At 52.7% G+C, this 23260-nt stretch carries 16 protein-coding genes and 2 pseudogenes; 3 read left to right on the top strand and 15 right to left on the bottom strand.

Annotated elements, in window-relative coordinates:
- Positions 1–175: 175 nt before the first annotated feature.
- Both ACKGJP_RS27670 and ACKGJP_RS27675 read right to left on the bottom strand, forming a co-directional pair.
- Complete coding sequence (locus tag ACKGJP_RS27670; protein WP_409342007.1) at positions 176–1009, bottom strand: helix-turn-helix domain-containing protein; 834 nt, start codon at positions 1007–1009, stop codon at positions 176–178.
- A 187-nt stretch (positions 1010–1196) separates the two neighbouring features.
- A complete protein-coding gene (locus tag ACKGJP_RS27675; protein WP_409342008.1) occupies positions 1197–3110 on the bottom strand; it encodes a DUF2334 domain-containing protein in 1914 nt (637 codons plus the stop codon).
- A gap of 304 nt (positions 3111–3414) precedes the next feature.
- On the opposite strand from ACKGJP_RS27675, the gene ACKGJP_RS27680 reads away from it, so the two are divergent.
- Complete coding sequence (locus ACKGJP_RS27680; RefSeq protein ID WP_409342009.1) at positions 3415–4707, top strand: amino acid permease; 1293 nt, start codon at positions 3415–3417, stop codon at positions 4705–4707.
- A gap of 555 nt (positions 4708–5262) precedes the next feature.
- Here ACKGJP_RS27680 and ACKGJP_RS27685 read toward each other — a convergent pair.
- From ACKGJP_RS27685 to ACKGJP_RS27700, 4 genes and pseudogenes are all read right to left on the bottom strand, one after another.
- Entirely contained in the window at positions 5263–6048 is a 786-nt protein-coding gene (locus ACKGJP_RS27685; RefSeq protein WP_409342010.1) for a class I SAM-dependent methyltransferase, read from the bottom strand.
- Positions 6049–6537: 489 nt separating this feature from the next.
- Positions 6538–6630 (bottom strand): annotated as a pseudogene (locus ACKGJP_RS27690) (damage-inducible protein DinB); the annotation flags it as partial.
- 207 nt (positions 6631–6837) lie between these two features.
- Positions 6838–7377 (bottom strand): annotated as a pseudogene (locus tag ACKGJP_RS27695) (N-acetylmuramoyl-L-alanine amidase).
- Positions 7378–7395: 18 nt separating this feature from the next.
- Positions 7396–9288, bottom strand: a complete 1893-nt coding sequence (locus tag ACKGJP_RS27700; protein ID WP_409342011.1) for a hypothetical protein — start codon at positions 9286–9288, stop codon at positions 7396–7398.
- 257 nt (positions 9289–9545) lie between these two features.
- Here ACKGJP_RS27700 and ACKGJP_RS27705 point away from each other — a divergent pair, with 257 nt between their 5' ends.
- Positions 9546–10418: a hypothetical protein gene (locus ACKGJP_RS27705; RefSeq protein WP_409342012.1), complete on the top strand. Its 873-nt coding sequence runs from the start codon at positions 9546–9548 to the stop codon at positions 10416–10418.
- Between the two features lie 80 nt (positions 10419–10498).
- Here the strand turns inward: ACKGJP_RS27705 and ACKGJP_RS27710 are convergent, their stop codons facing one another.
- From ACKGJP_RS27710 to ACKGJP_RS27730, 5 genes are all read right to left on the bottom strand, one after another.
- Positions 10499–11584, bottom strand: a complete 1086-nt coding sequence (locus tag ACKGJP_RS27710; RefSeq protein ID WP_409342013.1) for a sialidase family protein — start codon at positions 11582–11584, stop codon at positions 10499–10501.
- Between the two features lie 33 nt (positions 11585–11617).
- Positions 11618–12520: a carbohydrate ABC transporter permease gene (locus ACKGJP_RS27715; RefSeq protein WP_409342014.1), complete on the bottom strand. Its 903-nt coding sequence runs from the start codon at positions 12518–12520 to the stop codon at positions 11618–11620.
- A gap of 1 nt (position 12521) precedes the next feature.
- Positions 12522–13439, bottom strand: a complete 918-nt coding sequence (locus tag ACKGJP_RS27720; protein ID WP_409342015.1) for an ABC transporter permease — start codon at positions 13437–13439, stop codon at positions 12522–12524.
- Positions 13440–13531: 92 nt separating this feature from the next.
- Positions 13532–15079, bottom strand: coding sequence for an extracellular solute-binding protein (locus ACKGJP_RS27725; protein ID WP_409342016.1), 1548 nt, complete (start codon positions 15077–15079; stop codon positions 13532–13534).
- A gap of 189 nt (positions 15080–15268) precedes the next feature.
- Positions 15269–17611 carry a helix-turn-helix domain-containing protein gene (locus ACKGJP_RS27730; RefSeq protein ID WP_409342017.1) on the bottom strand — a complete coding sequence of 781 codons (2343 nt, stop codon included), beginning with the start codon at positions 17609–17611 and terminating at the stop codon, positions 15269–15271.
- A 362-nt stretch (positions 17612–17973) separates the two neighbouring features.
- Between ACKGJP_RS27730 and ACKGJP_RS27735 the strand changes: the two genes are divergently transcribed.
- Positions 17974–18120 (top strand): hypothetical protein, encoded by a 147-nt coding sequence (locus tag ACKGJP_RS27735; RefSeq protein WP_409342018.1) that lies wholly within the window; start codon positions 17974–17976, stop codon positions 18118–18120.
- Between the two features lie 475 nt (positions 18121–18595).
- Here the strand turns inward: ACKGJP_RS27735 and ACKGJP_RS27740 are convergent, their stop codons facing one another.
- From ACKGJP_RS27740 to gabT, 4 genes are all read right to left on the bottom strand, one after another.
- Positions 18596–18964, bottom strand: coding sequence for a c-type cytochrome (locus tag ACKGJP_RS27740; RefSeq protein WP_409342019.1), 369 nt, complete (start codon positions 18962–18964; stop codon positions 18596–18598).
- Positions 18965–19091: 127 nt separating this feature from the next.
- The gene (locus tag ACKGJP_RS27745; RefSeq protein ID WP_409342020.1) at positions 19092–20249 is read right to left on the bottom strand and encodes a DUF3895 domain-containing protein; all 1158 of its coding nucleotides are present in this window, start codon (positions 20247–20249) and stop codon (positions 19092–19094) included.
- Positions 20250–20416: 167 nt separating this feature from the next.
- Complete coding sequence (locus ACKGJP_RS27750) at positions 20417–21838, bottom strand: aldehyde dehydrogenase family protein (RefSeq protein WP_409342021.1); 1422 nt, start codon at positions 21836–21838, stop codon at positions 20417–20419.
- A 24-nt stretch (positions 21839–21862) separates the two neighbouring features.
- Positions 21863–23215, bottom strand: coding sequence for a 4-aminobutyrate--2-oxoglutarate transaminase (gabT, locus tag ACKGJP_RS27755; protein WP_409342022.1), 1353 nt, complete (start codon positions 23213–23215; stop codon positions 21863–21865).
- Positions 23216–23260: the final 45 nt, after the last annotated feature.

Raw genomic sequence — 23260 nt, forward strand, 5'->3', positions numbered from 1 at the left:
GTTTCACCTCCTGAACATGTTTCAGTATAAAGTCGGGACAAACATAAGTAATGGAACGAAACGACTTTTTCTTCGCCGATTTTGCTCTTAACGAAATCTTAAAAAGCTGCATGACCGAAAAAAGCAAAAAAAAAACGTGCGGCGTTCCCGGAAGGAACGTGCACGCACGGCGGCTTCATCCGAAGCCATGGTCGGCCATAGCGGTGAGAAAAAAGAGCGGGAGCTGGCCATAAACGCCGAGCTTTTTGCGGAACTCGCCCGGCGTCATTCGGACGGCGTTCTTGAATATTTTGTTGAAATACTGCACGGTTGCAAAGCCGACCTCGTGAGCGACCTCGTACACCATCACATTATGCCGCATGAGCAGCTCCTTCGCCTTGCCAATCCGGATCGCATTCACGTATTCGATAAACGAACAGCCTGTCGTCCGTTTGAATTGGGTGCTGAAATACGACGCGCTCATCCCGAACCGTTCGCTGATTTCGGTCAGCGTGAACGAATCCCGGTAATGCTCCCGAATATAGTCGCAAGCCATTCGGATCGCCGTTTTACCCGTATTGGCCTCAGGCGCGTTCGGGGCTTCGATCCCCGCATCCGGTGGCTCTGCCAGCCGAGACCGCTCGTCGTGCGAACATCGGCATTCCTCTAATCGTCTGGCCGCGCGACGCAGCGCATAGACCAATTCGTCCTCGTGTACCGGCTTGGTCAAAAAATCGACCGCACCGCAGCGCATCGCCTGCCGGATAGCCTCGGGATCCGCCCGATCGCTTACGGCAATCGTGGCAACCGGCATATTTCGTTCATCGATCTGCCGAATCAGCGACAAACCGTCAAAAGTCCGTGATCCGATATCCGATATCAGAACGACCCGTTTGCCTTTCTCAACTTCCTCCCAAACTTCCGCAGAACCCCTCGTTTTGCCTTCGACGGCATGGCCGAATGCCTTAGACACCTTTGTAATCGTTTGTTGTACCGACCTGTCGTCGCTTGAAATCCAAATATGAAGCATCCTGCCCGCCTCCACGAACCGAACTTAGCATAGATCGCGAAACGAGAACACCTTCTGACGAGAATCTTCGCAATATCTTTACATTCATGAAGCGAATGGCAATCGATTGCACAAAAATAAACCCAATACCAGCCACGAGGGCGGGTATTGGGTTTGGTTCGTTAGCAGGGCGATCGCTCGTTTACATTTACAATCCGTCTTTCTCCGACTGATAGGACAACGCGATATCCAGCACGCCGTCCGTCATGCCGAGCAAGCCCAGATCGCTCTTGCCGTTGCCGTCGAAATCTTTCACGACCAGACGTGCCCCGTCTTTGCCCCAAGGGCCGAACCGCGACACGACGCGGTACTTGCCCTCGTCGTCGCGCTCCATGATGGCAGCCGTCTTCTCGCTATCGTTCCAGAACAGTATATCTTCCTTGCCGTCTCCGTTGAAGTCGCCGAGACGCAGCTCGCCGTCATCCTCGGGAACGTCCAGCTTCTCCCGATTTACCTTCCACTGAAGCGCAACCGGATCGAACTCGAAATCGATGTAGCTGTTCGAAGCGGTTTTCGGCATCCACAAATGCTCGGAGGTTCCTGGTCCTCCCGCTTTGCTGATCAGCCACTTTTTGTCCGAAACCGACCGGATTTTAAGCGGCGCCGTCGCTTTCAGCTCGCCCTTGGACAAATACAGTCCTTGCAGCTCGCTCTTCGCTTTGGAAACGCCGGTAACGACCCAGCTCCCGTCAGCCTGACGGAGCGGATATACGTCCAGCCAATCGATCGGCCCGGCTGTTTTCCAGGTATGGTCGATAACGAAAGAATCCCCAGTCGAACGATAAGCCTCCACCTGTCCGGTTGCCCGCAGCAGCCATAAATCGCTCTTGCCGTCTTGATTATAGTCGAATAGCGCGACCTGATCGCCCTTGTTGAATGCGACGTTCAACCAAGCCTTAGCCGCCTGCGGCTGTTCGTTCCGGCTTCCGCGGTAGCTGCCACTGGTTACGTTAAACGTACCGTTCTGGAAATCGCGAACGACGATATCGCATTGCCCGTCCCCGTCCGCATCGCCCAGCCTTACGAGCGATTCTTTGTCATTGCGGAAACGGACGCTTTGCGCCGGCGTGAACGGAACGTAATCCTGAAGCGAATAGAACGAAAAACCCTCTTCCCGCACGCTTCCGATCAGCTTCTGCAGGATCGACTTCGCTTTCACCGGATAAGTAAATTCGGGCAGTCCGTCCCGAAGAACGGGGTTGCCCTCTCTGTCCAGCACCGGCTGCAAATGCTTGAATTCCAGGAACGGGTGATAAAAGAACGACGCCAGCCGCTTTCCCTTGCCGGTCTGGTTCAAAATAAGCTTCTCGTCCCGATTGTAAGGGATAAACGAGAACGGTGTCGGCACATAGGCCGCTCCGAGCGTCTGCGTGCTCAATCCGGTATTGCGGACGTTTTTGTAAAAGGCCGTTTGCTGGTTCGGCTTGCTCTTGTCATTCTCGTAAATGATACCGAAAAAAGAACGGAACATATCGTCCTGTCCGACAGCCGAATGATAATGCGGCGCCTCCCAAAATTTAGGCGAAATGTCCGCAGCCTTCAGGATCTGGAGACCCGCTTCCAGACGTTCCTTGGCATACGCGGGCTGGCTCGTTTCCGGCAAACCGGCGACGTCGAATTCATTGCCGATTCCCGATTCCTGATGCCCGTCGGAGCGGCGCGTTTGGCCGACTTGATGCGTGTAGCCGTGCATGCCGATGACAGCGCCGTTCTGCTCGGCATTCTTAAGCACGCTCGTGAACGAACGGATATACGGAATGTCCTGGCGGTCGAGCGATTGGTCATATACGGTCATATCGGGCAAGAAATCGAGCCAGCGCGGAATGACGCCGATCTGGTAGCGGACATGCTGCTCCCCCAAATATTCAAGCACGCAACGCAGCTTCCCCAGCTGCTCAGGCGTATCGTACTGCCCGCCCGGTCCAACGTCCTCGAGACGCATCAGGACGACTTTCGGTTCTCCGGATTCGCCCTCCACAGTAAAAAAACGGTCAAAAAAGCTGAGCGTAACCACTACTAATAATAGGGCCATGCTGTAACGGGCCCATGCGCGCTTGTTCATGCTTTTAGGATAACCTCCGAGAAGTAAAAATAAATATTAAAATAAATGAGGAGATGATACGAAGGGGTAGTTAAACGCTTTCATAAGTCGGTATACATTTTATTGTAGCATTTAAAAGCGGTTGTGCATACGGGAAATCCCTTGACGAATCAGGAAAAAAGAGGTATTTACCGGGTCGCATCGCTCAAGAGGCTGTTATCGGAATCGTGCAAATTTTGATGATCCGAATCCATTGGATTTGGCGGCGGAATCATGTAAGGTTAGAAAAACGCATTCGATATAACGCGGAAAGCGAGCGAACGATATGAAGCCATCCGGAACGAAGCTCCAAAAATCCATTACCTGGCTCGAGGGCAGCGCCATGACCGTCGCCGCCGTGGTCGGCACCGGCGTGCTTATCCTGCCGGGACTTGCCGCGCAGCTGGCGGGACCCGCATCGCTTCTCGCCTGGCTCGCCATGGGCATCTTGATCATTCCCATGGCCGTCACGCTCGGCATGCTTGCCGCCCGCATGCCGGATGCAGGCGGCATCGCCGCTTACGCCAGGCGCGCATTCGGGCGGCGGGCAGGCGCCGTTACCGGCTGGCTGTACCTCGGCACCGTGCCGATCGGAGCGCCGATCGCCGCACTGATCGGCGTCAGCTACATCGGGACGGTGATCGACTTGTCGCCGCTAGCCGGATGCATGATCGCCGCTCTCATGATCGCCGCATCCGCGCTCCTGAACATGCGCGGCATTCAGCTTGCCGGCTGGGTGCAGACCGGCATCGTAGCCGCTATCCTGCTGATTCTCGTCTCCGCTATCGCGGCAGCTTTTCCGCACGTGTCGGGCGAAGCATTCCGGCCATTCGCGCCGAACGGCTACTTGCCGGCGGGCTCCGCCTTAACCGTACTTTTCTGGGCGTTCGTCGGCTGGGAAATGATGTCCCATCTGACCGAAGAATTTCATAACCCGCGGCACGTCATGACAAGCGTCTGGGTGACGATCGTGCTCGTCAATGTCATTTATTTCGGCGTCGCTTTCGTCACCGTCGGCACCGGCGTGTATAGGGGCGACAATCCGGCGTCGCTAGCCGGGCTCATCGGCTACGGCTGGGGAAAGCAGGCCGGCGCTATCGTCGGCGTACTCGGCTTTCTGCTCAGCTTCGGCTCGATCCATACGTATTTCGCGGGTTTTTCGCGGCTTATTTACGCGCAAGCGCTAAACGGAGACTTCCCGCGCTATTTCGGAACGCTGCATGCCCGTTTTGCAACGCCGCACCGCGCCCTTGCCGCCGTCGGCGGCGCGGGAATCGCCGTACTGTTGGCCGCATACGCGCTCCACATCGATCTCGTGCCGCTCATGCAGCTCCCGAGCTCGGTGTTCATTTGCCTGTACGTTGTCGCCATGGCAGCCGGAGTCAAACTAGCCCGCGGACTGCTAAGTCCCAAGCTGAAGCGGCTCTCCTTCTTTGGGCTAATATTGTGCCTCGCGATCGTCCCGTTCGCAGGCTGGGTCATCCTGTATCCGGCGGCCATTGCCGGAATCGGCTACTGGTACAGCCGCAAACAAGCTGCGAAAATAGCGGTGCGGGAAAGCATGGAACGCTTGCAGTGAAACGCGGTCGCGATAAGCGGGAAGAGCAAGAGAGTATTCCCGTGATTCGTTGGCGGCGTGGTTGCGGTAATTGCCGCTGCGTGAAGATTAAGAGCCTTTCGGGGCTTCTAAATTGCTCGTTCTCGCCTAAAACGAGCAAATAGGAGCCTCCACGGACTCTTAATCCCGCCGCTTTGCCGGATTTAGCCGGCTGCGTGAAGACTAAGAGCCTTTCGGGGCTTCTAATTCGCTCGTTCTCGCCTAAAGCGAGCAAATAGAAGCCTCCAGGGGCTCTTAATCCTGCCGCTATGCCGGATTTAGCCGGCTGCGTGAAGATTAAGAGCCTTTCGGGGCTTCTAAATCGCTCGTTCTTGCCTAAAGCGAGCAAATAGAAGCCTCCAGGGGCTCTTAATCCCGCCGCTATGCCGGATCTAACCGGCTGCGTGAAGATTAAGAGCCTTTCGGGGCTTCTAATTCGCTCGTTCTCGCTGTATAGGAGCCTCTAGAGGCTCCTATTCCTCTTCGAGCCCCTATACCGCTGCACGCACGCTACGCCGGGGCACCGTCGCGGCTCGATCAAGCCGGCTTCTCCGCGACGATGCGCAGCCGCTTGTAGTCGGCGGTCCAGACGCCGGACGCGGCGTCGAACAGCTTGCTTCGCGCAGCTTCTTCCGCGTTAGCGTAAGCTTCCCGCTTCGCGGTTTCGCTCATGCCGGCGAAGAAAGCCCCGGCGAAGGCGTCGAGCCAGTCGCGGAAGCCGTTCTCCCCGTCGGCGAGCTGCGTCGGACGGTCCCAGTGGAGCGCCATGCGGACGATGAAGCCAGCTTGCCCCAGCAGCGACGCGTATTCGCCCACCGTCGGAAAGTACCACGGGCATCTCGCAGCAGCATCAATCCCCTGTGCGGCGAGCGCATCCCGGATCGAGTGCCGGATAGCCGCAACGTTGCCGGCGCCGCCGAATTCCGCCACGAACCGTCCGCCTGGCTTCAGCGCCGCCATTACGCAGCCGATCACATCGGCGGGCCGCTTCATCCAGTGAAGCGCCGCGTTCGAAAACACCGCATCGACCTTTTCCTCAAGCGCGAACAGCTGCCCGTCCGTCGTTTCGAAGCGCAGCCCCGGATATTTATTACGGGCCCTCGCAATCATTTCCGGCGACGCATCGATGCCGTATACGAAGGCGCCGCCTTCCGCGAGACGCTGCGCCAAGTCGCCCGTGCCGCAGCCCAAATCGAGAATCCGCTTCTCCTCAAGCGGGCCCAGCAATTCGATCAGCTCCGACCCAAGCTGCGAAACGAATGCCAGCTTCTTATCGTATTGCTGAGCATTCCATTTTTGTCCTAAAGGATGTTGCGATTTCATATCTCCCACTCTCCTTTGCCGCTAATTATCCTCCTGCATCAGTTATAAGTCCAATATATAATTAAACTCGACATAATAGTTATTACCTATATATTTAGCATAAGTACTCTAAAAACAGTATTTTTCCTATGACTACATCACAACCCTTTATTCGGTTAGTTTGTACGCCAATACGCCTCGATCGCATCGCAGCATCGCAGCATATGCCGCCCCCAATTCCACACCGAAACGGCCTATCACCGCAAAAAAACCTCCAAAACCGCTAAAAAGCGGGAATTGAAGGTTAATTTTTGCAGATCCTATATCCAATCCATTAACTAACGGACTTCAGCACGCCGTTCCTCCTTACACGAACCAAACGGATTTTACAATATGTTTTTCATTAATTTGCAAGTTAGTTGAGAAAACGGCAGGCGATCTTCTGGCCGGCTGCTGTTTTGTTATTATTTGAGCTATCGTTCCTCGTCAGCGTAATAGGATATATCAACGTTATTTATCAAACAATCCTCTGCCAATCAAGTTTGCAGTAACCGGCTTCTTTCCGATTTCTCGTGACCATATAGACAATTGACCGATGTGGTTGTTAAGAGATAATAAAGAAATAGACCGGGACACCTTGTACATAGGCAGCCCCGGTTTATTTAATCGCCTAGATAATATATAAAATTGTGTTAGACTCAATGCCATATTGGATTACTTCCCAAGTTTAAATCGAATAATTAATTTGTAGACTGCCATTCAACTATCGATACCCGTTAAATCCCTTGCTTTCCATCTTGATATGGATATCTACGCAAGAATACCCCCTGCAACTGCTTCTGCATTCATCTGTTTAAAGTCATCAAGTGAAAGCAGACCTGCATCTACTTCATTCACAATAAATCCTAATTCAACCAGTACAGACGCGCCTTTAAACTCTCGAACCATGTGCAGATTCGCTTTTTTCTTTCCACGATCTTTACGCGCATTTCTGGTCCATAGTTGAGCACCAAGGGTATGAATATCATCTTGCAGTGCAGCAGACTTACTATCTGATCCATCCGTTGTATAGATAAATGTTTCAAAGCCGTTTGCACTTGGATTTGTTGCACTATTGATATGTACAGATACAAGGCCCGCAGCACCTTGTTTATTTGCCCATGATGTACGTTCTGATAGGCTCATAGTTTTATCGATATCACGCGTCAAGCGTGCATCAATACCATGTGCTTTTAAGATATTAGCAATGCGTTTGCTAATATCTTAAGTTAAGTTTTTCTCTTGCAGACCATTTCCAACGGCACCTGAATCTGTACCACCGTGACCAGCGTCAATAATAAATGTTTTCATGATTGTTTTCCCTCCTGATTATTTAGCAACTACTTGCCAAGATAATCCATTCACATTAGAGATACCGTTATAAGTTAAATCTATATCCAACAAGTATCGAGTAGTTGCTGATGTAACTTCAAGCACAACATCAAACTGTAATACTGTAGTGTTTAAAGTGTTTCGAGTGGCATTAGTGGCAGTTGTTAAAGTACCTGTTGTGACTACTTTAAGATGTCCAGCCATATTACTTGCGTTGTAGTCCATCGCGGAGCTAATGAGTATCTGCCCTGATTTCTCATTTGTGTTATTACCACCTTTGTTGATTGGTAATGCAGTAACTACCGCAGCAATCATGTTGCCTTGTGACAAACCTTCTGATAACAATCCACCAAACAAAACAAGTTTTTGCGTGGTTGGGTCAATCAGTGCTTTCCCTTTTCGGGTTTTAACACGTGGGTATGAAATCGAATTAGCACTTAATGTTAGACCAACTTCACCTGACCTTCGTGTATCAGAACCAACAGAAACATTGTCGATCTTTGCACCAACAGCAGGTAGTTCAACAAGTCGTGAAAAAGCTCGGTTATTCATTTGAGGATTGTTTAAAGACACTCCACTTCCGTCACCACTGACAACATGAATCTCTTTATCCGTACTGACTTTTAGATCATTAAAAATAACCGATCCAAACGGTGTATTCGGCTTCTTAATAATTCCAAGCAACGTAGTATCGTTATTTGTAATATAAACCGCATAATTTTCAACAACAACGTTTACAACGGAACTAGCAACTATATCAGAGAAGTCAAATATGTACTGTCCCTTCGGACGTTCACCGCCCATAGTTTCAGTTGTGATGCCAGCACAACGCCCGAATTTAAATAGAGAACCGTCTGCACCACAATCATCGGCTGCATGGCTACTGAGGTGAGAGTAAGCATAAGGGATGCTAGGGATAGATATCACACCATTTGCGTCGGCAGCGTACCCAATCATAAAAGGGCTTGTGCACCCATTCGCATAAGGATTGTTAACATCTGTCGATGTACCATACATTGAATAAGGGTATTTACACGCTCGAAAAACTTCACTCTTAAATGATGAATTCCACGTATGAGACGAACGACCAATTAACCAACCGCGATAGCTCACAGATTCAAAATTGATTTGTTCTGCACCACCAGATCCAATATAAAACCCGATTCCAGTTTGATTGTTATCTTTATTTACAATCTGCAAATTTCCTAAAACAAAGTCACGGAAGAATGTATTTGATGCAGAATAAAAACCTTGACTACAACCAACAAAATCGAAATAAGATGATTCAGTTCCATCGCCTGTGATCGTAATACCTAGGGTTTGTCCGACTTTAAACTGATCAATATTAATTGGTGAGAGACTGAGAATTCTTCCAGAAAAGTGGATATTTTTTAAAACTTTTAGTGCTGCAACAATAGCTGAGTAATCATTTGTTGTCCCATCTAGTAATGCGCCAAACCATTCAAAATAACCTTCTTTTGAATCATAAAGACGAGAAAAAACACCACCATCTACACATGAAATAATTGTCCCGTTGTTGTCAGTATCTGTTGAGTTTTCAATATAAATAAAATCTCCACCGCCCTTATTTGTTCCAGCCTTATGTGATTTTAATGTAATGACCTGTCCATCTTGACGAGGCTTAAATAAACGTAATGCAGATACAGATTCAACTACTTGTGTGATTTTATTGTTAACATTTTGATTAACCGTTCGATTGTCACTCGGATCGGCGTATGCTTTCATGACCGTCCCGTTAGCAATCGCGCTCGCGGCGACAGCGACTCCCGCCATCCCCAGTGAAGCTAGCAGCTTCCTTCTGCTTATAATGCTTTTTTCTTGCTTTTCTTCTTGCAGTTCCGTTACATTCGTTCTTTTTTCCTCTAACATGTCAGATTCCTCCTCGTATACTGATAGCCTCTCGGCATTCGCCGAGGCTTACGGGACAAGGCTTTGCCTTATCCATCCAAACGGCTTTCCTCCTACTTTCGCAGGGGGATTTTTTCATTCAGCCACAACCCGAACTGGAAAAAAACCTTTCAGAATACGGCTGATTTTTTGTCGAAATCACTTGACTTTTGGAAATTGCCCCAATAATCGCGCGGGAGGGATATGTATTCCCTTACTACCGACTGCGGGGTGTTTTTTTGAAACCTGACTTTATTCCTCATCGTCTTTATCAGGATTTCGAAGTGGAACAGCTTCAGACCCATTACACTGGCGGCATCCTTGTCATTACTAATAACCAATGGGCACTCATTTCCAAGCTCTGGATTACCGACTTCTCTCGCATGACAACCATGCTTCGTCCGCTTTATGACGATAAGGGACCTAAGCCTCGCGACCCGGCTTCCATGCTTCGTTCGTATCTCTTAAATCTGCTTATTCGTCCCCAACTAAGCGTCACCAAGTGGGTGGACGAAATGCATACCGTTCCGCTTTACGCTATTCTTAGCGGTTTTGAACCTGGCGATATTCCTGGCGTCGGCACCTTCTACGATTTTTTCCGGCGTCTTTGGGCAGCTGAGCGAAAACACTACACGCCCAAAAGGAAAAGTGCCGCCCGAAAGCGCAAACCCAAGAAGGGAAAGAAGGGAGAGAAAGCCCCTACCGCCACACCCGGTCGCGTCAAGCGAATGGTCGAGTGGATCCTGCCTCGGCTTGATCAGAAGAAGCCTTTGCCGTCGGATCGCCTGTTTGATTTTTTTCAATCCCAAATCCTTGCGGTTTCGGCGAATTTAGGTTTGCTGGGGGACATGAGTCGTCTGAACGCTGCCGGTGATGGAACACCGGTAGTCACGTCCGCCCGTCCCCGCAGCAAACCGTTGGTACACGCACCGCAAGGACGGACTCAAAACATTACGAGAACGAATCTTCACACAAGTTGCATAACGCGTTTTAAAAAATACCCTTCAAAAATTGGGATAGTCTGCCTTTTTTCGAAAATGGTTTTCAACATCCAGTTTTTCCAGCCCATCTCTCCAATTTTTCAGCAAACCCGCCCCTTTCAGCCCAAGTAATCCCGAGAGGCTATGAACCTAGCTTCCGCCGCTCCGTACGGACGCCGGTCAGTTCGCTGCCGTCCTTCGCCGCCCTACCATCAAGCTTGCAGTTCGGACAACGCGATTTTACGCACCTTCAGACGCGTTAAGCAAATGCCGTCGTCCGCTTCGCCCGCACAATAAGCAAGCAGCACGGCGCTGCCGGTAAAATGAATCGATACATAGCAGCAGCCGTTGCCGTCCTCTTCCCGTTCCACGGCGAAGTGGCCGCTCCACGTCCTGCCCTCATCCTTGCTGACCGCTCCGATCAGAGGCGTCCGGCCCCAGCTGTGCTTCTCCAGCTTGCGCGTATTATAGACCGGAATCGGGTTCCATACCGCGAGGAGCTCGCCGTTAAGCGGATTGCGCTTCATGGACAGCGGCGAGCAAGGCGAAGTAAAGGCCGACGGCATAGGCACGCTCCACGACTCGCCTCCATCATGGGAGAACGTCTCGTACTGGCAGCCGAGATCCGTGCGCGCCCAACCCCAGAGCGTTCCGTTCGCAAGCTCGATGACGCCCGGCTCCTGCATGTCGCTCCGCGAATTTGGCGATCCGATCGAGCAAAAATTACGCGCCTCGCGCCAAGTTGCGCCGTCGTCGTCGGACAAGAAGAAGAACGTGATCGCTCTCCCGTCGAATTTGCCCCATTCGGTATCGCTCGTTTTCATCCGGTGCATGCCGGCAGGGACGACAAGTCTTCCGGATGATAAACGCACCACCCTGTCGTTATTCGTCACGTAATAGCCCGCTCCGGGCACGCAGCATACCGGATCTCCCCAAGTCGCTCCCTCGTCGGACGAATGGCGCAGATGCAGGCGCATATCGTGCCAGCCGAAGCGCAGCAAGTAAAACAAGCCGATGCCGCCGTCCGACATCCGCAGAAGCGAAACGCTCATAATGTTGAGCGCGTCATGATCTTCCGGTTGCGCGATGACGGTATCGTCCGTCCAAGTATCGCCCCCGTCGGGCGAATAGCGGACTGCTATGCACGCTTTGGCGAAGTCGTCATGCGAATCTCCGGTAAACCGGCTGTACGCGAACATCAGCCTGCCGTCCAACATGTCCAGAAAAGCGCCTTCGCTGTTCCGCGGATTTCCTGCGCCGGGACGCAAATCAAGTACGATCGTTCCTCTTTGTTCCATCTTTTTCTCCACTCCCTCGGGTTAATAAATGATTTAGCCTTTCAGCGATCCGGTAAGGACGCCTTTGACAAAATGCTTTTGCAAAAACGGATAGACGAACAAAATCGGCAAAGTCGTCACCACGATCATCGCGCCCCGCAAGCTTTGCGCCGTCGGCTTGTTCGCCACGCCGTTCATCATCTCCGCATCGAGATCCTGACTGGAGAAGGAGAGCACGATTCTCCGCAGCAGCACCTGCACAGGCATCAGTTTGGAATCGTTGATGTAGATGGTAGCGTCGAACCATGCGTTCCAATGCCCGACGGCGTAGAACAAGCCGATCGTAGCGAACGTGGGCAGACTGAGCGGAAACACGACGCGCGTTAGAACGGTCAGCGGCCTGGCTCCGTCGATCGTGGCTGATTCGATCAGGCTCTCCGGAATTTGCCCGAAAAAGTTTTTCATGATGAGCAAGTTCCATGCGCTGATAAGCCCCGGCACGATCATGACCCAGAACGTATTGGTCAAATGCAGGTACTTCAACAGCAAGTAAGTCGGTATCAAGCCGCCGCCGAACAACATGGTTATAAAGACGACCGTAATGAACCCATTCCGTCCCGGCATATCCTTTCTGGACAAGCCGTAGGCGAGCATCGACGTAAAAAGCAGGTTGAGCGCCGTGCCGACTGTGACGCGCAGGATCGTAATGCCGTAAGCGTGATACAGCATCGACCCTTCCGACAGCAGCACCTTATACGCGCTCAAATCGAGCTTTTCGGGTATAAGAATGAAGTTCCCTCTGCGGATAAGCTCGCTTTCCCCGACGAACGACGTAGAAACGATCGCCAGAAAAGGAACGATAAACGCAAGCGACAGCAGGACGAGAAAGACATAATTGAAAGCTTGAAACGCCGTTTCGCCGCCGCTCTGGCGGCTTCGGACCTTAAGTACCGCCATACTACCAAATCCCTTCCTGACCGAACTTTTTGGCCAAATAGTTGGTGCCCACAACGAGAATGAAGGCGATCACCGATTTGAATAAACCGACTGCAGAGGCAAACGAATAGTTGACTTCGACCAAGCCTTTCCGGTATACGTAAGTATCGATAATATCGGCGACCTCGTATACTGGCGGCGAGTAGAGCAGGAATACCTGCTCGAAACCGGCGTCCATAATATGCCCGATCGATAAAATCAGCAAAATGATCGCGATATGGCTTATGCCCGGGAGCGTAATATGGCGAATTTGCCGGATGCGTCCGGCGCCGTCGACCTTCGCCGCCTCGTACAGCTGCTGGTCGACGCCGGCGATCGCGGCCAAATAAATGATCGTGCTCCATCCGACTTCCTTCCAGATGCCCGAAACGACGAGCACCGAGCGGAAATAAGCGGAATCGTTCAAAAACGGAATCGGCTCGATGCCGAGCTGCTGCAGCAGTCCTTTAATAAAGCCGTCGTCGGCGCTAAGCAGTGCGGTCAGCAAACCGGCCACTATGACCATCGACAGGAAGTGGGGCAAATACGAAATCGTCTGCACGACCCGTTTGAATACGGCGTGCCTCACTTCATTGATCAGCAGCGCCAGCAGGATTGGAGCGGGAAATCCGAAAACGATCCGATAAAAGCTGATCGTCAGCGTATTCCCCATGATGTCCCAGAAATAATACGACGAAGCGAAATCGCGAAAATGCTTGAGACCTACCCATTCCGAAGAAAAAATACCCTTCAGGCCGTCGAACGGCGCTACTTGCTTGAACGCGATAATGACGCCGTACATCGGTCCGTAATGAAAAATCAGGAAATAAAGCATACCCGGAATGACAAGCGCGTAATGCAGCTTATGCTTCTGGATTAATCGTAACGTCTTAGCATTCAATGGCTGACCCTCTCCGTTTCCTCCCGTCGGAGCCGGCAAAATCCCGTCCGGGGGAGCGCCGCCGATCGCTTGCGCCCCCTCCGAACGAGGCGTTATTTGCCTTTCACCCGGTTATTCTCCGCTGTATAGGCATCGATCCACTTGTCGAGCCCTGCTTTATAGAGCTCCTCGATAAACTTGTCGTATTCGCCGATCGCTCTTGCCCCGGTAATGAACTTGATCGTTTCTTGCTCGATCATGCGGGTGATGTCTCCGGATGTCGGCACCTTCTCGTTGATCGCTTTCGTGTCGAACTTGTAATCCACGTCCGCGAGCCCGATCTTTTTCACCCGGTCCATGTTCGTTATATATTTGCGGATGAAATCGAATTGCGGTGTGAACGAAGGGTCGTTCTTCTCGTACTGAACCGTGTAGGCGAACGACAAGCCCGGAATGAGATCCCCCATGTAGTCGGTATTCAAGCCTTCGATGATCCGTTTCGCTTTGTCCGTATATTTCCAATGCTTGCCTTCGATGCCGAAAAACAGCGTGAAATAATTTTCGATATCCGAATGCACCCAGTCGATCAGCTTGATGGCCGCTTCGGGATTTTTCGCGTTTTTGTTGATCATGATGCCGCTCGTGGCCACGCCGCCCAGCGTCGTCACGTTGCCTGTCGGCCCCTTCAGCTCCGCGGCTACGCCGTATTTCGCCTCCGGCACGTTCTGTCTGAGCAGATGCTCGTTGGCGGTTATCGTCGTATTCCAAACGATGCCCGAAGCGACGCGGTTTTGTTTCACCAGCTCGATTTGACGAGTACGGTTGGAGGAGAACGCTTCCTTGAAAAGGTAGCCTTTCTTGTACCAATCGGCCATTTTCGCGACAAAATCGCGGTATCCCGGATGCAGCTGCGGCGGCTTCACCTTGCCGTCCTTGTCGACCCAGTTGCCGTAGCCCACATCCATGAAGCCTGCGGCGAATCCGCCGTTCAGGGAAGCAAGATCGGTCAGCAGCGGAATCGTCTGTCCGGAGCCGGCCGGGTCCTGATCCTTGAACGCCTTTAATACGTTCTCGAATTCGTCGATCGTCTTCGGCATTTGCAGGTTAAGCTTCTTCAGCCAATCTTCACGGAGAAGCACGCCGTTGCCGGCAACAGGCGCTCCGGTCGGAATACCCCATATTTTCCCGTCCGACGTAGACAGAGCGTCCCACGCCATTTTCCAATCGGAAGGCCACAGCTTGCGGATGTTGCTCCCGTATTTGTCGAGCAAGTCACCGATCGGCCGGGCGGCTCCGTTCGCCTGATGGGTCGCCATGTTGCCGGTGAATATGTCCAGCGGCTCGTTGGAGCTGAGAAGCACGTTTAGCTTATCCGTCTCCGACCCTTTGGGCGGAATGATCGGCACGATTTCGATGCCGATTTTGTCCATGACGACTTTCTTGATTTCTTCCACCGCTTCCGGCTTGCTGACCGTATTGCTGCTGGCGAGATTGCCGAAGTTCGCGTATACGTAAACCTTTTCGATCTTTTTGGCCGCGCTCGGACTCGCCTCGTTTCCTTTACTGTCCGCCTTGCCTTCTTCTTTGGAGGAACAGCCGGCGACGGCTCCCGCTAGCAGCAGAGCAGCCGCGGCCGAAATCCCGATTTTTCTTTTGAACACGTTCGTAGCCCCTTTCGTAATCGTTTTCAATCGATCCAGCGATGCGTTCCGCGACAACGCACAGTGCACTGTGATTGCAAGTATAGGCTTACAGGGCTACAAATAGGAATGCCGCAGCTATGACACGCACCTCACTGCGGTGACATTTCTCATCATATTGGTATGCACGTCATCGTTGTGGTATCGCCTCTACATGCCGCTTCGCGCCTTGCGGTACTCGCCGGGCGTCATGCCGATGCACTCGCGAAACAGCTTGATGAAATAGTCGCTTTTTATATAACCGACCCTTTCGCCGATTTCCTTGATCTTCAAGTCCGTTTCGAGCAGAAGCTCCTTTCCTTTCTCCATGCGAACCTTCGTCAAATAATCCGAAAACGATTGTCCGATGTTCTCTTTGAATATCCGGCTCAAATAAGACGGATTCAGGCGGAGCCGATCGGCGATCTGAACGAGGGAAAGCGGCTTGTCAAGCTCGCTGCGGATAATCGCAACCGCCTGAACCACGTACCGGTTGTTTTTCTCCCGAAAAGCCGTACCGAATCCCGAAGCCAGCGTCATGATCAGCCTCCGCAGCCATTGCACCGCTTCCTGCAGATCGTCTTTATGGAGCAGCGCCTCATACAGATTGTTCTTCTCCCCCGTCAGTGCGGAAAAATCGATGCTCATCCGGCCGGAGGTCGCCACCAGGCTGCCCAACAGCCGCATAAGCGCGTATTGGATTTGACGGACATGCAATCTGCCCTTCTCGCCGCCGATGTCCCTGACGATCAGGTCGAGAATATGCAGCGCCTGCTCCGTATCCCCGTTCACGATGTACGTGTTCAGCGCCTCTTCTTTGTCGGAAGGATAATGAAGCGCGGCGGTTCCTTCCAGCCTGACGTCCTCGATATAAATGACTTGACCCGTACCGAAAATCCCGCGATACCGCAGCGCTTCTATCGCCTCGGCGTACGCTCTGTCCAGTTCGCCCGCATAAGCGCACGGCTTGCCGATCCCGATGGAGCAGCCGATGCCGGGACGTTCCCCGATCGTACGAATCAGCTGCTCGGCGCAAGCGAACAGCTCGGATAATTCGCGCGGCTGGCCATTGACGATTACGACGAACGTCCCGTCGGCAATTTCGCTGACCATTCGCTTCCACGTGGCCGGGAGACCGGCGCCGATCGAATCCGTAATGAGAACCTTGTTCAAGCTTTCGCTCTCCGCATCGGCCGGCTGACCGTCCGTCCGCTCCAGCGAGACGACCATCAGCAGCAATTGCTCCAGTTCGATATCGAAGCCGAGATAGTCCAGCCTCTCTATAAGATAGTCCCGCTCGAACGAATGGGGGCGAAGCAGCGAGCGCACGAACGTTTCCTTGTAGGCGGGCAAGCTTTCCTTCAGCCGGTGGCGCAAGCTCCAGCGGTCCTCGAACGCGTCCTCCAGACTGCTGCGGATGACGTGCCATTCGCCCGTCGTCGCGCCGGCATACCGGTCGTCTGTGCTCTTAATAAACTGCAGCATGCGGCGGATCGGCGCATACAGATTCCGGGCGAGCAGCAGAGCGAGCAGGCATGCAGCGGCGGCAAGCACGCAGCAGTATAGCACGATCATGCTTTTGACCTTGGCGACGCTGCCGTATAATTCGCCTAGCGGAGTGGCAAAAACGAACGTCCAGCCGAGCCTCTCCGATTTGACCCATGTCACGAACAGGCGCTCTCCCTCCACGCCCTCCTCGAAAAAGCTTTGCTCGCCGCGATTTTGCTTCTGCCAGATCGGATTTTCGCCGATACGCACGTTCATGGGATTGGCCGAATCGTAAAGCATCGGCTTCCCGCCCGAGGACATAACGAAAAAGGGCCGATCCGCCTCGCTGCCCGTTCTGCGCACGAAGCTTTCGTATATTTTGTCCGCATCGAGATTGATGACGAGCACATTGCCTTCAATCGACGTTTTGTAAACGAGCGGGATTACATTTAGAAAGCTGCCTTCCGCCGTCTTTGCGCTGCGCATATCGAGAATCATCGGCAGCGCAGGATCGCTGCGGGAGAATCGGTTCCAGCCTTCGTCATAGAAACGGTCCGGCTCGTAAACGAGCAGATCGGACGTCAAAATCAATTTTTTGACGCTGTCGTAATAATAGACCGAGTTGATGAAGTCATTGGAAAGCTTCAAGGCCCGCATATTGCTCAGCGCCTGTTTTTTACCATGCAAATAGGATTCGAGGGCAGGCAAATCCTCGTCCTTGAGCTCTCCCGTCAGCATCTCGTAATACGATCCGCGGGGAAACAGCTCGAATTGGCGCATCGTCGTGCCCTCCAGCGTCAGCTGGCGGAAGCTGCTGCCGATCTGATCGATCATCATTTCCATGGCGTTGGCGGTCTGGTTCAAATAATTGCCGTTCGCCTCGCGAAGCTCCTGCTGAACCGTGGCTTTTACGTTCTGGTAGTACACGATACTGGTTGCGAGCATGGGCAGCAAAGATAAAATCAACGCGATGATGATCACTTTGTAGTAGAAATGTCGCTTTTGAACGGTATGAGGCCATTTCATGCGCATAGACGTCACCTCGAATCGGATTTGTATGAAATGTAAGCGTTTACAAATAGGGCGATACCTGTTGGCTTTCATGAGAATCGTTGCTTCTCATGTGCGCTTTTTCGTAATATGGTATGACCAAAATAGCTCTAGTATTAGTGTAGCCGATAGCCTCTGCGGAATCAACCCGGTTCTTTCAATATTACTACCGGCCGACATACGTATCAAAGGGCAATATCCCCTAAAAAAAGGCGTATTGTTACAGAAACGTAACCGTCCCTTCATCTTGCCTTAATATTGCTGCTTCATAATAGGCAGTGACCCCTATTTGATATATATACTTAACGGCCTGCTCCGATCGGAGCAGGCTACTTTTTTTGGGGGCATCGCAGCTGCCGCGACACCGATACGGACAGCGTCTTGCGGTCACCGCTTTGCAAAAAGCAGCGATCGGCATCGGAGACATCGCGGAATCGCTCGGCTACTGCGGGCTTCCTTCTTCCACTGTACGTTCAAGAGTCTGACCGGCCACTCAAAAAGCAGCAATCGTCATAGCCGCCCAGCAGCTTTGCAACCTCCGCTCAGGCGGACGGCAGCTGCTGGAATGATGTGATCGGGATAGCGGTCTCTCGAGCGCTTATTTCCCGTTAATCAGCCCCGTTCGGAGCAATAGCGGATTTCGAAGGCGTTATTTCGTCATTTCCGGTAGAGGTCTGGTCTAATCAGTCGAATAAGACCGCGAGAATCCCTTATCCTTACTCATATGGGTGATGAACCGTAAATAGCGCCTCCAAAATCCGCTATCCGTCCGATTGATCCTGCGGCTGTAAAGCATACTGCGAGAATCCGTTACGTTGTCAGCCAACACGTACCGCCCCGTCTTGCACGGAGAGCTGCGCGCAGTGCAGCATCCCCCTTGTTGCTTATCGTGTGAAACATATAAATTCCTATATTTTAAACAAACGGCCAGCCGCAGTAGGCTGACCGTTCTCGCACGCATTACTTTTTGGCTGAAAGCCAATCGCCAAGCGCTTGAATTTCTTCGTCCTTCAATTTGCTCTTGTAGCTTGGCATGCCGCCGCCGCCGTTTTGGATTTTGGCCGTAATTTTATCTTTATCCAGCTTGCCGCCGACCTTCTGCAGGTTCGGCCCCATTTTGCCGCCCAGATCCGCGCCATGGCAAGAGACGCAATTCTGCTTGTAAATCGATTCGGCGTTCGCAGCCGCAGTGGTTGCCGCCGGACTAGCCGACCCGGCCGCCGGTGCGCTCGATGGAGACGGCGAAGCGCTCTTGTTCCCGCCGCCGCATGCGGTAAGCGCAAGCGTCAAAGCCGCCGCAGATACGAGCATCGCTATTTTCCTTTTCATTCCGGTACCCTCCTTTAAATGAATCCGATAATAAGGCTTGGATCGATGCTTGGATGAATCATCCAATTGGTTCTCTTCTAGGGTACACTTCGGGACATGGCCTAGCAAGTGACAAATCGATGAACCCTCAGCCGATCCGCTCATATACCCGGTCATTTCCGTCTTTAGACGCCAGCTTGTACGCACCGGACGCGACCTGGCCGTCGATTAGCCGGCAAACCGCCGAGTAAATAACCGGCTTTTGCGTCAAATACCGGCCATCGGGCGCGCCTTCATTGCGGATAAGCAGCTCGCAAATGATTCTTGCGCTTTGCACGCCTTCCTGCAAATAGCGAATGACTGCCTCGCGCTGGCGCTCGGTCAGCTTGTCGCCGCTCTTCGCCGATCCGGCCGGTGCACCGTACATTGCCGAAAAGTCGAACGTCATGGCGTTCGGTTCGGCGGCAGCCCCGCTCCTTGCCTCGGGCTCTTTCGCCGCGGGAGGCTCCGCGAACAGATCGAAAGTAAGCTGGTCGCCGCTATCCGCGAACAAATCCAGCTGCTGCAGGCCCGCGACCGGCTTTGGCTCCTGCCTCGCCGGCTCCGGCTTCTTCAGCAAGACGGAGCCATCCGGGCGGACGCCGCTCGCTCCCTCGGCGTCGAAAGTCCTGGCAGCTCCCGCTCCCCGCGGTACCGCTGCGCTTTGCTTCTGCCGCGGCGTCGCGTCCAGATGCTCGCGGATGAGCGCCTTCAGCTTCGCCACTTGACGTTCCAACAGCGGCAAGCCCAGCTCTATATGCTCGGCAATGTCCGCGGTCAGCTCCAAGCCCGCCGGTATGTCCCGGACGACGTCTTGCCATTTCCAGCCTTCGGTTACTTTCCTTAATATTTCCGACAGCTCGTAATCTATGACGTTAAAGCCCTTCAAAATGGCTTGTACCGTACGCGCGTCGATTCCCGTATGCATTTCCAGATGGTCGATGCCGAACCGTTTCACTTCGCCGGTCGCTTTGTTCTGTACCGTATGCTGGTAGCGGAGCGACCGTCCGCACTCGCACGGATACGCCTCGCTGACATGCCCGGCGTCGATATATCCGACGTAGATCCAGTCGCTCAGCAAGCTTTCGATGTCCTCATAGGAGGCCGATTCCGGTATGACCGCGCCTTTTTGCTCCGCCATTTGCCTGGCAAACTGCGTTCTTCTTCCCCGCTTCATGCGTTCTTCCAAGAACGCCCGCTGCTCCTCGGGCAGCGTCCGAAAAACCGCATCTCTCTCCTCGACAGACAGCAGACTTTGCTGCTTCATTGCACTCGCCTCCGTCCCTTGCCGCTCATCCGGCGCTTATCCCATTATAACGCATATCCAAGCGACGGTCAGCCCACGAACGAAAAGCGGTTGACGCCCATGCTGGGCACACAAGAAAAAAGCCCCTTGAGGGAGGGCTTTTCAATTTCATAGTCAAAGCGAGCGCACTAATTTCGGTTAAAAACAACCAGCTTCATTTCAGTCAGTTCTTCAATGGCATATTTGATGCCTTCACGCCCCAGACCGCTTTCTTTCACCCCGCCATATGGCATATGATCGAGTCGGAACGTCGGAATATCGTTGATCATGACCCCGCCGACATGCAGCTTCTCCGCAGCGTTCAGAGCGGTATGCACGTTATCCGTGTATATGCCAGCCTGCAGGCCGTATACGGAATGGTTCACCAAATCGATAGCTTCGTCCACAGAGCGAACTTTATTGATCAACACGATCGGAGCAAACACTTCTTTGCAGGATACTTGAACCGTTGAGGGAACATCGAGCAGTACGGTAGGCATAAGAATCCCATTTTGGGCAGTCCCCCCGAAAGCAACGGTCGCGCCGCTCCCCCGGGCTTCCTCGATCCAATCCAAGGCACGCTTTACTTCCCGCTCCGAAATCATGGCAGACACATCCGTCTCCGTATCGAGCGGATCTCCAAGCTTCAACCTTTTCGCAGCCGCAATAAATTTCTCTGTAAACTCCTCGTATTTCTCCTCCAGGACATAAACGCGCTGCAAGGAAATGCACACCTGGCCTTGGAACGAAAAGGCGCCTGCGACACAGCGGGATATAAGGGAGTCCACATTTACGTTTGCATCGACGATGACTGCAGAGTTCGAGCCAAGCTCCAGCGTAACCCGTTTGAGCCCCGCTTTGGCGCGAATTCCGATTCCGACCGTAGGGCTTCCTGTAAAAGAAATCACATTGACGCGAGGATCCGTAACGATCTGGTCGCCAATTATTTTTCCGTCACCGGTTATAACATTCAAGGCGCCTGCCGGAAGCCCGGCCTCCATGAACAGCTCTGCCACGAAGAAGGCTGAAAGCGGCGTCAATTCCGCAGGTTTCAGAACGACCGTGTTGCCCGAAGCGATGGCTGGACCCAGCTTGTGAGCGACCAGATTCATCGGAAAATTAAAAGGCGTTATGGCCCCGACCACCCCTATCGGTTCCCGCATCGTATAGGCAATGCGGCCTTCTCCGCCGGGAGCTGCATCCAATGCTATCGTTTCGCCGTGTATCCGCTTCGCTTCCTCGGCAGCAAACTTATACGTTTGAATCGTTCGATCGACTTCCGCATACGCTGCTTTTAACGGCTTAGAGGCTTCGGATGCAATGACGCGGGCAGCTTCTTCGCGACGATCCTCCAGCAAGCGGGACACGGACTCCAAAATACGGGCCCTTTGGTGGGCCGGCATATTCCGCATGACCGGTTTACAGCGAACCGCCGCCTCGATGGCCAGATCCGCCTCCGCAAGGGTAGCGGAAGCGATTTCTCCCAGTACTTCTTTAGAGTAAGGAGAATATAGCAAGGAATAGTCCTTCGTCTGCACCCATTTCCCGTCAATCAGCAAATGTTTTTTCATAAGGGTTGCTCTTCCTTTCCAGCCCTAAACCGTTGTTGTACAGAGTTCGTTCATCGCTTCGCTGATGATGTCCAAACCTTCCTGCAATTGTTCGTCCGTGATCGTCAACGGCGTCAAGAACCGAATCACATTCCCGTGAACGCCTGCACTTAGCATAATCACGCCTTTTTTATAGCTAGCCTTGATTAACTCCGAAACAAATTCCTTGTCGGGCTTGCCTGTGTAAGGATCAACGAACTCAATCGCGCACATGGCGCCTAAACCGCGGACGTCCCCGATGCCCGGGAACTCCTTCCGCAGCGAAAGAAACCGGTTTTGTATGGTTTCACCTATAACCCGAGCTCTTCCCGGAAGGTCCTCGCGCAGCATCTTCTCGATAACGGCAAGCGCCGCCACACAACCGAGCGGGCTTCCGCCATAGGTACCGCCGATTTCGCCCGGATTCGGGGCATCCATAATCTCAGCTCTGCCAACGACTGCGCTTATCGGAAAGCCGGCCGCCAGCGACTTGGAAAGCGTCATCAGATCGGGTTCGATCTCAAAATGCGTGGAAGCAAACATTTCCCCCGTCCGTCCAAACCCGGTTTGAATCTCGTCGGCAATAAACAAGATGTCATGCTTCTTGCAGATGTCATAAACGCCTTTCACAAACCCCTTCGGCGGAACGATAAAGCCTCCCTCGCCTTGAACCGGCTCCATGATGACGGCCGCCAGCTCTTCCGGAGCGGCTTCGGTCAGAAGGAAATCCTCAAACTGGCTCAGGCAAAATTGCGTATACTGTTCTTCCGTCATGGAAGAGGGACGATGGTAAGGATATGGAAACGGCGCTTTGTAAATACCCGGAGCAAAGGGGCCCATTTTAAATTTATAAGGCTTCACTTTGCTTGTCAGGGACATGCCGAGCAATGTTCTGCCATGAAACCCCCGTGTGAAAGAAACGATTCCTGTTTTTCCTGTGTATTTACGGGCGATTTTAACGGCGTTCTCGACGGCTTCCGCACCGCTGTTCAAGAACATCGCTTTTTTCGGAAAATGTCCCGGCGTCATTTCGGCGAGCTTCTCTGCCAGTGCTACATATGGCTCATACATCCCTACATGAAAACAGGTGTGAATATATTGATCCAGTTGTTGCTTTACGGCCTCCACTACTTCCGGCGGGCAATGACCCGCGTTTATGGTTCCGATGGCCCCGACAAAATCAAGAAATACGTTATCGTCCACGTCCAATAATAGTGCACCCTTCGCTTTCTGGACAAACAAAGGGAAATTGTTGCCTACCCCTTTTGCGACAGCCTGCTCCCTTCTTTCGAGGAGCACTCTCGTTTTGAGACCGGGCAATTCCGGAGAAACCCTTACGAATTTCCGTTTATTTTCCATCCTTATCTTCTCCTCTTCCCCAAATAAACTTAGCGGTTATCCAAT

The organism is Paenibacillus litoralis (genome assembly GCF_046244365.1).
Classification (GTDB): Bacteria; Bacillota; Bacilli; order Paenibacillales; family NBRC-103111; genus Paenibacillus_V.